Source organism: Enterococcus raffinosus (assembly GCF_018917525.1).
Lineage (GTDB): Bacteria > Bacillota > Bacilli > Lactobacillales > Enterococcaceae > Enterococcus_A > Enterococcus_A raffinosus_A.
Map to the genome: position 1 here is coordinate 34,080 of NZ_JAHLOS010000026.1, position 13,792 is coordinate 47,871.

Annotated in this window: 13 protein-coding genes; 1 reads left to right on the forward strand and 12 read right to left on the reverse strand. The window is 39.8% G+C overall.

Translation table 11 applies throughout. The features are described from left to right. The first annotated feature begins 5 nt into the window (after positions 1-5). Positions 6-971 (forward strand): class 1b ribonucleoside-diphosphate reductase subunit beta, encoded by a 966-nt coding sequence (gene nrdF / locus KQI58_RS15250; RefSeq protein ID WP_216409904.1) that lies wholly within the window; start codon positions 6-8, stop codon positions 969-971. 41 nt (positions 972-1,012) lie between these two features. Here nrdF and KQI58_RS15255 read toward each other — a convergent pair whose 3' ends face one another. From KQI58_RS15255 to KQI58_RS15310, 12 genes are all read right to left on the reverse strand, one after another. Next, positions 1,013-3,493, reverse strand: coding sequence for an ABC transporter permease (locus tag KQI58_RS15255; protein WP_216409905.1), 2,481 nt, complete (start codon positions 3,491-3,493; stop codon positions 1,013-1,015). After that, on the reverse strand, positions 3,494-4,153 hold the full coding sequence (locus KQI58_RS15260) for an ABC transporter ATP-binding protein (RefSeq protein ID WP_216409906.1): 660 nt from the start codon (positions 4,151-4,153) through the stop codon (positions 3,494-3,496). A gap of 155 nt (positions 4,154-4,308) precedes the next feature. Beyond that, a complete protein-coding gene (locus KQI58_RS15265) occupies positions 4,309-5,436 on the reverse strand; it encodes a sensor histidine kinase (protein ID WP_216409907.1) in 1,128 nt (375 codons plus the stop codon). Then, complete coding sequence (locus KQI58_RS15270) at positions 5,409-6,083, reverse strand: response regulator transcription factor (RefSeq protein WP_216409908.1); 675 nt, start codon at positions 6,081-6,083, stop codon at positions 5,409-5,411. The genes KQI58_RS15265 and KQI58_RS15270 overlap by 28 nt, the downstream gene beginning before the upstream one ends. A gap of 136 nt (positions 6,084-6,219) precedes the next feature. Continuing rightward, on the reverse strand, positions 6,220-6,924 hold the full coding sequence (locus KQI58_RS15275; RefSeq protein WP_216409909.1) for an MgtC/SapB family protein: 705 nt from the start codon (positions 6,922-6,924) through the stop codon (positions 6,220-6,222). A gap of 84 nt (positions 6,925-7,008) precedes the next feature. Further along, positions 7,009-7,716 (reverse strand): pseudouridine synthase, encoded by a 708-nt coding sequence (locus tag KQI58_RS15280; protein WP_216409910.1) that lies wholly within the window; start codon positions 7,714-7,716, stop codon positions 7,009-7,011. 98 nt (positions 7,717-7,814) lie between these two features. After that, on the reverse strand, positions 7,815-8,441 hold the full coding sequence (locus KQI58_RS15285) for a CatB-related O-acetyltransferase (protein ID WP_216409924.1): 627 nt from the start codon (positions 8,439-8,441) through the stop codon (positions 7,815-7,817). A gap of 401 nt (positions 8,442-8,842) precedes the next feature. Next, on the reverse strand, positions 8,843-9,544 hold the full coding sequence (gene nagB / locus KQI58_RS15290) for a glucosamine-6-phosphate deaminase (RefSeq protein ID WP_216409911.1): 702 nt from the start codon (positions 9,542-9,544) through the stop codon (positions 8,843-8,845). Between the two features lie 199 nt (positions 9,545-9,743). After that, positions 9,744-10,232 (reverse strand): hypothetical protein, encoded by a 489-nt coding sequence (locus KQI58_RS15295; RefSeq protein WP_144325297.1) that lies wholly within the window; start codon positions 10,230-10,232, stop codon positions 9,744-9,746. After that, a complete protein-coding gene (locus KQI58_RS15300; RefSeq protein ID WP_016180406.1) occupies positions 10,213-11,019 on the reverse strand; it encodes a DUF3100 domain-containing protein in 807 nt (268 codons plus the stop codon). Before KQI58_RS15300 ends, KQI58_RS15295 begins: the two co-directional genes overlap by 20 nt. Then, entirely contained in the window at positions 11,016-12,284 is a 1,269-nt protein-coding gene (locus tag KQI58_RS15305) for a M20/M25/M40 family metallo-hydrolase (RefSeq protein ID WP_216409912.1), read from the reverse strand. The genes KQI58_RS15300 and KQI58_RS15305 overlap by 4 nt, the downstream gene beginning before the upstream one ends. Positions 12,285-12,651: 367 nt before the next feature. After that, the gene (locus KQI58_RS15310) at positions 12,652-13,791 is read right to left on the reverse strand and encodes a mannitol-1-phosphate 5-dehydrogenase (RefSeq protein WP_216409913.1); all 1,140 of its coding nucleotides are present in this window, start codon (positions 13,789-13,791) and stop codon (positions 12,652-12,654) included. Position 13,792: the final 1 nt, after the last annotated feature.

Consider the following 13,792-nt stretch of genomic DNA (forward strand, 5'->3'; position numbering starts at 1 on the left):
TATCCATGGCAGAAACTTACTATGAAGCCATTAACTGGAACGAGATCGAAGACGTCATCGATAAATCGACGTGGGAAAAATTAACCGAACAATTTTGGTTGGATACACGGATTCCGTTGTCTAATGATTTAGACGACTGGCGCAAGCTATCCGATTTAGAGAAAAAAACGGTCGGCTATGTTTTCGGCGGTTTGACTTTATTAGATACTGTCCAATCAGAAAGCGGAATGGATCAATTACGCAAAGACGTTCGGACGCCGCATGAAGAAGCGGTCTTGAACAATATCCAATTTATGGAATCTGTTCATGCGAAAAGCTATTCATCGATTTTTAGTACCTTAAATACAAAGACGGAAATCAATGAAATTTTTGAATGGACCAACACCAATCAATACCTGCAAAAGAAAGCTGAACGAATCAATGAAATCTATAAAAACGGCACACCATTAGAAAAGAAAATCGCCAGTGTTTTTCTTGAGACCTTCCTTTTCTATTCTGGTTTTTATACGCCACTCTATTATTTAGGAAATAATAAATTAGCCAACGTAGCGGAGATCATCAAATTAATCATTCGCGATGAATCGGTTCATGGAACCTACATTGGTTACAAATTCCAACGCGGCTTCAATGAACAAACAGAAGAAGAACAAGAACGTTTGAAAGAATGGATGTACGATTTATTGTATGAATTGTACGAAAACGAAGAACGTTATACCGAAGAATTATACGATGAAATCGGCTGGACTGAAGAAGTCAAAACGTTCCTGCGCTACAATGCCAATAAAGCATTGATGAATTTAGGCATGGACCCACTTTTTCCAGATACCGCAGATGATGTGAACCCGATCGTTATGAACGGGATTTCCACCGGAACTAGCAACCATGATTTCTTCTCACAAGTCGGCAATGGCTACTTGCTTGGTCAAGTGGAAGCCATGAATGATGATGATTATTTGATTGGTTTAGAATAAAAGCAAAAGGCTGTCAGCAATTTCTTGCTGGCAGCCTTTTTTTACTCTGACGCTTGAATTCGTTTGATGACTGTTTCTTTATTAACAATCGTAGTCGTTGCATAGGTCAGAATCAGTTGAACAGCGATAACAAGTACTGCCATCAACAGAACTTGAACTAGTGGATACTGATAGACTCTAATTTGCAGTAAGGCATTACTTTCTGCGTAGACATAAACCAGATAACCTAAAATACTCCCTATACCAATGCCCAACAGAAGAATTCCTCCAACATATACCAGTCCTTCTGTTTGGAGCATACGCTTCATTTGACGATTTGACATACCGATCGCCTGCATTACTCCGAGCTCCTTTTTACGACTTAGAATACTGTCGATGGTCGTATTGATCAAATTCATAATCCCAACGATTGCTAGGACAAGAAGAATCGCATAACCTGCACCGGTCATCATCTGTAGTGTTCCTTCCCATTGATCTAATATTTCTTGATAACTTTGCACTTCAAACAGATCGTTGGTCTCTGTAATAGCGTCCAAAGCCTCTCCTACTTCTTTGACATGATCGTCTGCGACCTTAATACTTAGATGATAATTCAAATTATTTTTTGAAAGCTTCTGTAATGCTTCATTCCCCATTAAAAAGGTATCGTAGCCACTGATTGCTTCTGGAAAATCACCTAAAGCGATCAAGGTCATTTTTTTCTCATAGCTCTGATCGCCATCATAAAACTTAATGTTTAAAGTATCGCCAGGTGAAAGTTCCGGGTAATTTCGCAACACATATCCAGTTGCTACGATCTTATCTCCAGAATTTAATGCTTCGTAGGTTGCACTGCCTTTTTCGATACCCTTGTTGATCTGACGTATTTGGCTTTGGTTAATACCACCTATAGAAGCACGCACCGGTTTGTCTGTTCCTATCTCTTTAAGACTTAAAACTTCGGTACTAATCGATTTGAAGGCTTCTACCTTTTCCACACCATCCATTTTTTTGATTCGATTAATCAAGTCAGTGTTCAATGGATTATTTTGCTGAACTTTTCTCCAATCGCGTTCAGGTCGCATTTTATCTCCACTGTAGGAATCAATACTCAAGCTATACTCTTCAGCAATCGTATTTCGTGCAATCTCCGCTGGATCCATACAACTAAACACTGTCGAAACTACGACGAATAGAACACCGATCAAGCCTAATGAAAAGATTGTAATAAATGTACGTCTTTTATTTCTTGAAAGGTTGGCATTAGCCAAACGTTGAAGATTTAATTCCGTAAAACCTTTTCGTTGTTTTTTCTTGCTTTGCTTTTGACCAGTATAGCGCATCGCTTCGACTGGCATGATTTTACTTGCCTGACGCATTGGCTTCAGGGAAGCTAGAATGACTGTCAATAAAGTCACTGCAATGGTCATTCCGATGATCCAAGGAACAATCAAAGACACCTCACCTTTAGCAAGAATTTCTCGCATTACCTCGGTCGTAGCTACTTCGCTTTTGATCGTTGACATTAGTTGGAAGAAGACAAATTTGACAGAAGCGATTCCTAAAAGTAGTCCGATCGGGATCGCGATTCCAGCCACGATTAAATTCTCTCTTAAAATAATTTTACGCATTTGCTTTTTCGTAGCGCCTAATGCCGCTAATTTCCCAAATTCTTGAACTTTATTAATCAGCGAAACATAATAAATACTATAGATGGTTAATGCGCCAGCAACCAGGATAATTCCAATAATAATCGCCATTCCGGTATAGAAGTTAGGATCCACATAATTTGCAAAAAGGTAGTCATTATTTTCTACGATATTGTCTTCAGTGACGCTAAATTTCTTACCTATCTCTTTTACTAGCTCTTTGATCGCATCTGTTGAAGTTGCATACTCCGTCGTTAAACGAATCATCATGCGATAATCACGTTGAGTCGCTGGAATGTTCTTCTGCATAAATTCCTTTGAAACCAGCATCGAGTATATTTTTTCACGTGTCTGCATTTTTACATCTGGTGTGATTCCTGCTAAGCGAAACGTCATTTCTTGCTCCAAACCGATCCCATTTGCTTCTGTTAGCTGGAGCGGGATAGTAATCTTATCGCCAATCTTTGCATTTGGATACCCCAATTTCTTCAATGCGTTTCTCGAAAGAACCGTCTCATCCTCTTTTTCCGGCTTGTGTCCTGCCACAAACTCCTGCTTCGTTAATTTCTGCGCACCATCATCTAAATAACTGATCAAAATAGAGGTATTCTTTGAGAGAATCGATTGTCCAACATCTTGACGTAAGCCATATTTTTCAATCGCATCATGTTGAGCAATTTTCTCCATATTTTCTTCAGAAACTTCACGATACATCGCGTGCCATGTTGGATAAACCTTGTTGACTGCCGCATTTTGTACATTCACAGTACCGAGACCGATTGATGTAATCAAGAAGACCAAGACGCTAGTTAAAATGATTGCGATCCCGGAAAGCAGATTTTTCCCTTTATGATACTTCGTGTTGGCCAAAGCCACCCGATTGATCATCTTCATTTAAATCACCCGCCCGTCTTCAAGGTGGACGATGTGGTCCGCTGTTTGAGCAATTCCTTCATCGTGAGTGATCATAATCAAGGTTTGACCAAAGCGTTCAACTGATTTTTTTAATAGCGACATTACTTCTAGTTCTGTTTTCGTATCTAAGTTACCAGTCGGCTCATCCGCTAAAATGATGGCTGGCTCAGCTGCGATCGCTCGTGCGATAGCGACACGTTGCTGTTGACCGCCTGATAGCATGCTTGGCAGGGCTTTTTTTCGATCATTCAGGCCAATCGTCTTCAGCAAATCCTCTATAAAGGCTGTGTTGACCCTCCGATTGTCTAAACCGATCGGCAACACGACATTTTCCCAAACATTTAACGATGGAATCAGGTTATAGTTTTGAAAAATGAAGCCGATCTTTTGACGTCGAAACACCGCTAACTCTTCATCCTTCATCCGAAAAACATTTTTACCGTCAATAATGACTTGTCCAGAATCAGGACGGTCCAATGCCCCCATCAAATTCAACAGCGTACTTTTTCCAGAACCAGATTTCCCAACAATCGCAACAAAGTCGCCTTTTTCTACTTCCAGATCAATATGGTCAACCGCCTTCACAATTGAACTCCCATCGTTATAGTGTTTCACCAAATCCCGAATTTTTAAAATCATTTTTTACTCCTTCTTTCTCTCATTTCTATACTCTTAGTATAAAAAAGAATCCTTGCAGGATTCTTTCAGTGAACATAACAAAATTGTAAGAAAAAGCGAACAGATTTATCCATTCGGTTTAGCTTTAGTGTAAGTCAGTAAGAATGGTGTAGCACCTATGGTAATGGCAACGTTAATTGAAAATTTGATCCTCGAGGATGATGACGTTTTACCATCACAGTTCCTGCTTGTCCTTCGATGATTTTCCGTGTCAAATATAGACCGATCCCTGAACCTTCTATAGCTTCACTATTTCTTCCACGATAGAAACGTTGGTATATCAAATTCTGTTCTTCTTTTGGAATACCCGGTCCCTCATCGATGATTTCGATTAAAACGTAAGTCACTAGTAGCGAAGCTTTGACTTTTACCGTGGATTGACTTGGTGAATATTTGACTGCATTTTCTAATACATTGCCTAAAGCCTCTAATGTCCATTTTTTATCAACCCAAACTGACGTATCCTCTAAAAGCTCCACCTCTATCTCAATTTCCTTTTCGATTGCTTTTATGATAACGCTGTTCACCGCTTTATTTAATAGTTGCTGCAGGGAAAGCTTTTGTGGCTGTAACTGGATTAGATCAGTCTCCAACTGTGAAATTTTTGCCAGTCCGTCCAGCATCATATCTAGCTTATTAATTTGAATTTCTGTTTGTGCGGCAAACTTTTTCCGCTCCTGCTCCTCATATTGGTCCGAAAGTGCAATGTCCAAACTTAGTTTCAATGATGCCACCGGAGTTTTTAACTGATGCGTGATATCCGTAACACTGGATTTCAAATTTCCCTCCTCACGCTGACTCCGCTGCAGTAACAACTCATTTTGAGTCAAATTCTCGTGATACTCTTTGGATATCTTCTCTAAGCTTTTTTGAAGTTTTATTTTTTCATTCAATTGCCAAAAGAATATTAACGAAATCAACAACCAACAAAGTGTGAAAATTTGTAGGTTTCTAATAAAGAGTGTCCGTAGTAGGCGTGGATGATCCATTTTATCAACCAAACTATATTTACCTTCTAAGGAAGCTCCCTCGTTGGCCAACTCAGAGTTTTTTTCTACTTTAAAAGTCTTGATCAACGCTGCCTCTGAAAATTTAGCTTCCTTAACTAACAGTGCTAAAGTCGCTTGACGATCCTGCTCGATTTCCGAATACATTTTAAGATTTTGAGCGATAAACAGTGCAAAGCACCCTATAGATATCAACACGTAAACCAAAATTATTTTTTTTGAACGTCGTTGATCCATAGATACCCCACTCCCCGAACGGTTTTGATTCGTTCCTTACCGATTTTCTGCCGCAACCGGCTAATATTAACTGAAACAGTATTCGTATCAACATACTCGCCTTTAGTATCCCAGATTTGATCAAGTAACTGATCTGTTGAAAGAATTTGTTTCGGGTTTTCCATGAAAAGCACCAGCAATTGGATCTCCGTCTTACTTAAAGGCAATAGCTCTCCTTGAAGCTTCACTTTCATTTCCGTCAAAGAAACAGATAATTCCCCAGATATTAATTCTTGTCCTTGATTACGCACGACTCGCTTCATCATCGCCTGCACTTTTGAAACCAAGACCATCAAACTAAAAGGTTTAGTCATATAATCGTCGGCGCCATGAACATAGCCCGACACAATATCGTGTTCCTGATTATAAGAAGTCAGCATCAAAATCAAGACATTCGATTGTTCGCGAATTTTCTGACAAAAATCCAAGCCGCTGCCATCTGGCAAAGAAAGATCACTGATAATTAAATCAATCTCATTTTGTTCGAATGCCCGCTCAGCCGAAGTAATATCTAAACAAGTCGTGACCTCGTACCCTTCTCTAGTCAAACATAATTGAATCCCATTATTTAAATTTTGATCGTCCTCTAATAAAAGAATTTTTCCCATTTTTCCTCCTAATATACCAAATACACCCATTTGATTACTCTTACCTCTAACTCTATCAATGAACAGGAGCCCTGACAATACTACTTTAGGCAAAAAAAGAGGATAAAACCATCGCAAAATGATTTTATCCTCCATTTTAAACATTGATCATGCGTAGTTTCGTGATATTTTTATACATGGATAAGTCCTCAATCACATCCGTATAATTCATTCCACGCGGCAAGTCGATCGTGTAGACATTCGTATAAATCCGATAATCGTCCATGAAATCAACGTCAAAATCGACATCCTCTACTTCGATTTTTTTACTCTCAAAATAGTTCATAATAAATTCCTTGGTCGCTTCACGATGGATATAACGAATTTCCAGCTTTTTGATGGCATTGATTTTGATGATTCGTTTTACCACTGTTAAAGCCAAAATAATCCCCACAAAACTGCAAATAGCGATCGTGTAATAGCCCATACCGATGGCGATTCCTAAACCAGCACCTGCCCAGATCGAAGCTGCTGTTGTCAGCCCTTTAACCGAACGGTTGCTGACCATGATTGTACCGGCACCGAGAAAACCAATTCCGCTGACGACTTGCGCAATTAGACGCGCTTCATCTGCTCGCACCACCCCGACAAATTCTGGCTTCGCCGCTGCATAACGCAAGGCCTGATCAGCAATTTCCACTTGGATCAACGCAATAATCGTCGCTCCCATACAAACTAAAATATGCGTTCGAATTCCAGCAGGTCGATTCTTATATTCTCGTTCAATCCCGATGGCACCACCCATGATCATAGCTAAAAATAGTCGCAGCATAATTTCATAAACGGATAATTTCAAATCCATCTGTGCACCACCCCTTCAGTTTGGCTTTCATTCTGAAAAGCTCTTCTACTTTAGTATAGCACGGCAGCAAAAAAAGAATGCCGCTTAACCTTTTAATCCCTTCAATTCAACCTCTGTCAATGGTCGGTAGTTCCCTTTGAGTAACTCTTGAGGCAAGGTAAGCTTCCCCATACGAATTCTCTTTAGATAAGTTACTTCTTTCCCGCAGGCCTTAACCATTCGTTTGACTTGATGGAATTTCCCCTCATGCAAAATAATTCGTACCTTTGATTTATTTTCTGTTGCTTCATCAATCAATAATTCTGCTGGCAACGTCATTTCTCCATCTAACAAAATTCCCTCAACAAAACGCTGTTGATCCTCGGCCGTCATCACGCCTTGAACCTCAGCGAAATATTCCTTTTCTACATGCTTCTTTGGAGACAGCAATTCATGAGCTAATTTACCGTCATTGGTAATTAACAACAGCCCCTCAGTGTCTTTATCTAAACGGCCCACTGGAAAAAGATCACTGCGGTAATCAGTTGGTGAAAATAGATCCATCACGGTCTGATCATGCTTATCCTCTGTCGCACTCACGACACCAGCCGGCTTATGTAATAAATAGTAGTAAAACTCTTGATAATGCAAGATTTCACCCTGGTACTCAATCTGATCCTTCTCTGGATCGATCTGTTTTTTATCTGATTTTTCAGTTTGCTGATTCACCTTGATCTGACCCTTTTTGATCAACTGCTTGACTTCTTTGCGGCTGCCTAAGCCGACCTCTGCCAAAAATTTATCTAAACGCATATTTTTTAAATCCTCCGCCTAACTTTTCTAGTGTTCACTATAGCCAAAGGAAGAAAAAGAAGCAAGCTCAGCCGTACAATTGACTGAGCTTGTACTGCTTATTCAAACAATTGATCGATCTCACCATTTTTTAAATAGGGGATTGCTTGTCGAATTTTTTCATCCGGCCAATCCCACCATTTAAGCTGCTGCAATTTCTGAACCGTTTCCGAATCAAATCGTTGTTTGATTTCCTTTGCTGGAACACCGCCAACTACGCTATAGGCCGGAACATCTTTCGTCACTACCGCCTTTGCTCCGATGATCGCGCCATCTCCGATGTGAACACCAGATAAAATGGTCGCCTCATAGCCGATCCAGACATCATTTCCGATCACGATATCGCCTTTATTGTCCCAAGCCGAAGTCACCTGTTCTTTGTCTAACTGCCACTCTTCATAAAACAAAGGAAAAGTGTAGGTCGAAAGAGCTGACTGTGCATGATTCGCACTATTGAAAATAAAGGTCGCACCACAAGCAATCGAACAAAATTTGCCAATAATCAAACGATCATGATTGATCGGATACTGATACAAGACATTATTTTTCTCAAAGTTACAGGGATCGCTGCGAAAATCATTATAAATCGTGTAGTCCCCAACCGAAATCGTCGGCCGCGTAATTGCTGCTTGTAGATAAATCGTTTCATGATCATTACTTCTAGGGTAAAGCTTTTCTACTGGAATAGTTCTCTCCTCCTTTTTTTCGTTAGATAACCATTCCAGTTAAAACAATGCACCTCTTCATACGTTCACGCTCCTTAAAATAAGTATACCATCGGGGAGGACTCAGCAAAATAGCTGACTCATTGTTACGGTTACGGAATTAATCTCAAATCGTATATACGTTTCTTAGTCAATACTAAGAACTATGTAAAAGCAGATCTGACAGCTAGCTCGTAGGCCAGAATTCATTTTTCGAAACCCATGAAAAATGAAGCTGATTCTCACTTCGCATATCATTCTGCTAAACAGTTTGTCTTCTTTATCTTCAAACATTGATAGTTAGATTTGAAGCTTTAGTCCTGCGAAAAGCAGAACTGAAAAAAAGCACCAAGGAATTTTCCTCGGCACTTTATTAAATACAATTATAATTTACTTGCTGCGTCTTCGTCGATGATCACTGTTACGTCAGCATGGTTTTGTAAAACACTTGCAGGTAGATCAACAGTTACTTCACCATCAATCATGCCTTTGATTGCATCAGCTTTATCTGTACCGAAAGCCATCAACAAGATTTTTTTGCTTTGCATGATTGAACCAATTCCCATTGATAATGCATGAGTCGGAACATCTTCTACTTTATCGAAGTAACGTTTGTTGGCTTCGATTGTTGATTCTGTTAATTCAACCACGTGAGTAGTGACATCAAATGGTGTTCCTGGTTCGTTGAAACCGATATGTCCGTTACGGCCGATTCCTAATACTTGCAAGTCAAGTGGATGTTCAGCGATCACACCATCATAACGTTTGCATTCAGCTTCTAAATCTTCTGCTTTCCCATTTGGTACGAAAGTTTCTTTAAATGGTTTTTTGTTGAATAAATGATCATTCATGAAGAAACGATAGCTTTGTTCGTCTGATCCATCTAATCCTACATATTCATCTAAGTTTACAGAAGTCATATCTGAAAAATCTAAATCACTAGTCGTCATTTCTTTATATAAAGTTTCAGGAGTGCTGCCTGTTGCTAGTCCTAATACTTTTACGCCGTTTTCCATTCCATCTTTGATGATTTCAAATGCTTTTTTTCCGCCTTCGTTGGCATCTTTCACACGAATTACTTTCATGGTTAAACGCTCCTTTATCAATTTGGTATACACCAATTTTAACACCGATCAACGAATTTTACAATAAGAAAGTCTAGACCAAAATATTAAGTTTTTCTACTGTTCTTGCTTAAAGCTATTATCATCAATTTCTTCGGGAAGGTAAAGCCTTTTCCACAAAAAAACTCCAGAACAGAATTTTCTCTGCTCTGGAGATTTTTTATTTTCCGGTTAAAAGCAATCCGATCTGTGCAATGATCGCACTCCCAAGATAGGTCCCAATAAAAACAAAGACAGCAACAATCGCAACGCGCCAAGATGTTTTCCGTAAATCCATCAAACTATCCGCCACTGAAAGACCCGCAAAAGCTAAAATCGGCGTAGTGATCGATAAGAAATCAACACCAGCGATCGCCTGAACAAAAAAATCAGAAAGCAGGCAGAAGAACAACGAGGTTAAGGACACCCAGCCTAAGATTGGAAAATCAGCTAAAACTTTGATATTGGTTTTCTTTACTAGCGTTGAGATAAATACGCCGATCATCGAAAAGGCCCACAATACTACTAAACCTTGAATTGTATTAAAGGTAATTGGAGTAGAAGCTGGATTTTTAAGTAATTTGATTCCCTGTGTAAATAAAATCAAGCAGATACTTAACAATAATACGAGTGAAATCTTAATATATTCATTAGACTGTTTCTTTTCCACGGCGTGATCCTCCTGTCAGTAAGTTGTACATGAAACGCTGCAATGGCACTGCAATAAAGACCATCGTATAGGTTCCTAAAAAACTGGTCAATAATTGACTTGCCGCCGCATAGGCTGCAATCGTCGTTTCATTTTCAGGCATTAAGGCAATTAAAGAAGATGAAGCCGCCGTCATCATGCTGGCAGAGCCGACTCCTGAACTCATGGCTAACGCGCGATAATCGAAACCAAGTCCCGCCATGATCGGCGCAAAAATACTAAAGAAAATCGACCCGAATAATGTACCAATCAAATAAAGTGATAATACACCGCGTCCTTCGGCAGAATCTAGCGTATACTTTTCAGAAATATACGCTAGCTCGCCTTCCCGACCTAGACCCAGAGTTGCTCCGATGGCCTCCCGACGCAAGCCTAACATAAGCGCTACTGGCAGACCAATAAGAACCGTTCCCACGTTCCCCAATTCTTGGAATAAGAAAACCCAGCCAACACTCAGTATTTCCTTCAATCTCGGTGCTACATCAGCCCCGTATCGTGCCATTAACGGCAGCATGATATACAATAAATACTTTGCTGAAAATTGAATGTTGCCCTTTGAATAAATTTTAGCAACCAATCCTTTGCGAAGCACTGGTAATCCAAACAGCATCGCCAACAATACAGAAAATACTAACGGCAAAACAGTAACAGTCGTATTTCCTAACGTAATGAATTGCATCCCGATCAATTCTGCGATCGTTACCACCGCCACAACAAAACCAACTAACCACACTAATTGCTTTTTCATACATTCCCTCCGATTGAATCAATTAACTCTTTATATTCTTCAAATGAACGACGATAAAATTGGCTTTCATCCAAATTACCAGACATTTCCATTAGGACCTCCGATAAAAATTCTGGGAAGGTCTCTAAAACAAATTCTGGATCGATCATTTTAAAATCATCCCCATGAATTGTCCCCTCAAATCCCCCATAACTGATTTGGATACAAGGCATCATAAATGCCAAATCACCAATATCACCAGCTGCAGCGATCCCACCGCGATCGTCAATAATATCCGGAATCTTGTCAAACTTCGCAAAGGTCCGCTCCACAAAACTGTTTAGATAGCGATCCTGAACAAAAGGCAGATAGCCCATCTCCGTTTCGATCGTCACTTCACCTTCCAAAGCAAACGCACTTCCTTGCGCAGCGCGGTCAAGCTTACGCGCTACTTCTGGCATATATTCCAGTGTTTTACAACGTAAATCCGTTCCCACAGTAATATGATTTGGAATCACGTTGGTCGACATATCACTGTCCATTACGATCGGATTGACTCGAATCGATTCTGTATCCTTAAATTGTTGCCGACTCAACCCAATCGCTGTATTGAACAACGTCGACATGCTGTAGGCATTGATACCTGAAAAAGGATCAAAGCCAGCATGAGCCGCTTTTCCCGAAAAATGATATCGTTTGTACAAAAATCCTGCTAAATCACAATTCACTTCAATCGTCGGCCGTTCAAATACCTCCCCGATAGCATGAACGCAGACACCAAAGTCAATATCATCAAAAATCCCTAAGGACATTGCTTCTGGTTTACCGCCTAAGAACTGGATTTTGCCAGCATCTCGAAGCTCCTTGCGGAAATCCAGATCTAAATATTCTTCTGCTGGTACAAAGATAAAGCACAGATTGAAGTCTAGCTCTTTATAACTCTCGGTTTTAACATAATGATCGTATAAAGCCAACGCGATTGCGACTTGCGTAAAGTGCCCGCAATTATGCGCTGCTCCCGTTTCAGCATCCGCCTGAAAATGGGTTGGTGCATAAACCGCGTCTAACTCCGCGATAAAAGCCATCGTTCGTTTCTTATCTGTTGATAAAAATGATTTGATCCCAGTTTCTGAAAATTTCGAAAATTCAACCGATGGATTGATCCGCGTTAACTCTCCGATTACCTTTTCAGATGTGCGATGTTCTTTATAGCCTAATTCAGGATGTAAAAATAAATCCTCCGTAAATGCTTTCAAATGATGATAATACTCAGCAAACGTCGTCATCTGACTCCCCCTTATTGTGATTGCTTTTGAAAAGCAGCCTATATTGCTTCTCAAAAAATTGTCCCCTTAACTTTTTCGAGCGCTTCATGAAATGAAATTTCTCGACTTGTCTATAATATCTTTTTAAAAAGAAAGAATCAAGAGGATTTCACCAAAAACACGAACTATTTCGATACTATCAGCTCTTAACGTTTCCTTATACACCGGACAGAGCCTGTTTAAAATGATGTGATTTCTAAAAATCATCTAAAAAAACCATTTGTAAATTTAGAAAAAGATCATTTTAACGCACCATTTGAAACAAAATTTCTTTATAAATAAAAAAATCCCCCACCGCAATTATTTATCGCAATGGAGGAAGGAGAAGCTATTTGTGATATCTTGCCGAAATTTCAGCGATTAACTCATCGTCTTTTAAATCAGTTACTTGCTGAATCACTTCGGCTGCTGATTTCTCTTTTAGCAGCCCTTGCAATTCAACACTTTGTTCATCGTTCGGATCATCGTAGTTCAAAACCATCGCTACGACATCTACTAAATTGTCGTACCCAAGTCCACGTTCTTTCAATTCACGAATCGGACGAATGAACCGTTCGTCAAAGCCCAATTTACGAATCGGCGTCCGCGCCACACGACTAATACTATCCGAAATGTATTTATTTTCGAAACGACTAACAATCTTATCAATGTAAGCAAAATGCTTCTCTTTATCAAAATTCCATTTATTGATCAGTAATTCGCCCGTTTCTCCTAGAACTGCACGTAATTTTTCTAGTACACGTTCATCGGCGATCGCCTCATCAATCGTTTGATAGCCTTCGTATGCTCCAGTATAGGCAACCGTCGCATGTCCAGTATTGACTGAGAATAACTTCCGTTCAATATATGGCTCTAAATCTTCTACGTACTCTACATCTTCAAGGCACAAGGCTTTGTTTTTACTTTGCGTCGCATCGATCACCCATTCACTGAAGGGTTCCACTGATACGAATAGTGGATCTTCATGATGTTGGATCGGCACAATCCGGTCAACTGCCGCATTGGGGAATCCGATGTATTGTTCCACAAATGCTAGATCTTCGGCTGACAAGAAGCTTTGGACTTTTTCGAATAAAAATTGGCTGCCGCCAATCATATTTTCGCAGGCGATGACGTCTAACTCCGCCGTGTTGCCTTCAGCGCGACGTTTTTGAATTCCTTTAGCAATCAATTCTGCGATAAATGGCAAGATATTCGGCCCAATTGCAGTGGTAACGATATCCGCTTTGCTGACTGAATCAATGACTGCCTCTGGATTTTTTTGATTGTTCAATCCATCTACGTTAGAGACATGAATTTCTTTTTGACTTTCATCGGCTAGCTGAATCGTATATTCATTTCGTTCATTCAACGCATTGATAATCGTTTCATTGATATCAACAAAATCGATAGAAAAATCGTTTTTCGCTAAAATTTCACCAATAAATCCACGTCCAATATTTCCGGCACCAAAGTGTGTTGCTTGCATC

Excerpts from the sequence above, each read along its gene's own strand:
- nrdF (WP_216409904.1), top strand. The coding sequence starts at position 6 with ATGGCAGAAACTTACTATGAAGCCATTAACTGGAACGAGATCGAAGAC.
- KQI58_RS15255 (WP_216409905.1), bottom strand. The coding sequence starts at position 3,493 with ATGAAGATGATCAATCGGGTGGCTTTGGCCAACACGAAGTATCATAAA.
- KQI58_RS15260 (WP_216409906.1), bottom strand. The coding sequence starts at position 4,153 with ATGATTTTAAAAATTCGGGATTTGGTGAAACACTATAACGATGGGAGT.
- KQI58_RS15265 (WP_216409907.1), bottom strand. The coding sequence starts at position 5,436 with ATGGATCAACGACGTTCAAAAAAAATAATTTTGGTTTACGTGTTGATA.
- KQI58_RS15270 (WP_216409908.1), bottom strand. The coding sequence starts at position 6,083 with ATGGGAAAAATTCTTTTATTAGAGGACGATCAAAATTTAAATAATGGG.
- KQI58_RS15275 (WP_216409909.1), bottom strand. The coding sequence starts at position 6,924 with ATGGATTTGAAATTATCCGTTTATGAAATTATGCTGCGACTATTTTTA.
- KQI58_RS15280 (WP_216409910.1), bottom strand. The coding sequence starts at position 7,716 with ATGCGTTTAGATAAATTTTTGGCAGAGGTCGGCTTAGGCAGCCGCAAA.
- nagB (WP_216409911.1), bottom strand. The coding sequence starts at position 9,544 with ATGAAAGTAATTCGTGTGAAAGATGCCAACGAAGGCGGAAAAAAAGCA.
- KQI58_RS15300 (WP_016180406.1), bottom strand. The coding sequence starts at position 11,019 with ATGAAAAAGCAATTAGTGTGGTTAGTTGGTTTTGTTGTGGCGGTGGTA.
- KQI58_RS15305 (WP_216409912.1), bottom strand. The coding sequence starts at position 12,284 with ATGACGACGTTTGCTGAGTATTATCATCATTTGAAAGCATTTACGGAG.
- KQI58_RS15310 (WP_216409913.1), bottom strand. The coding sequence starts at position 13,791 with ATGCAAGCAACACACTTTGGTGCCGGAAATATTGGACGTGGATTTATT.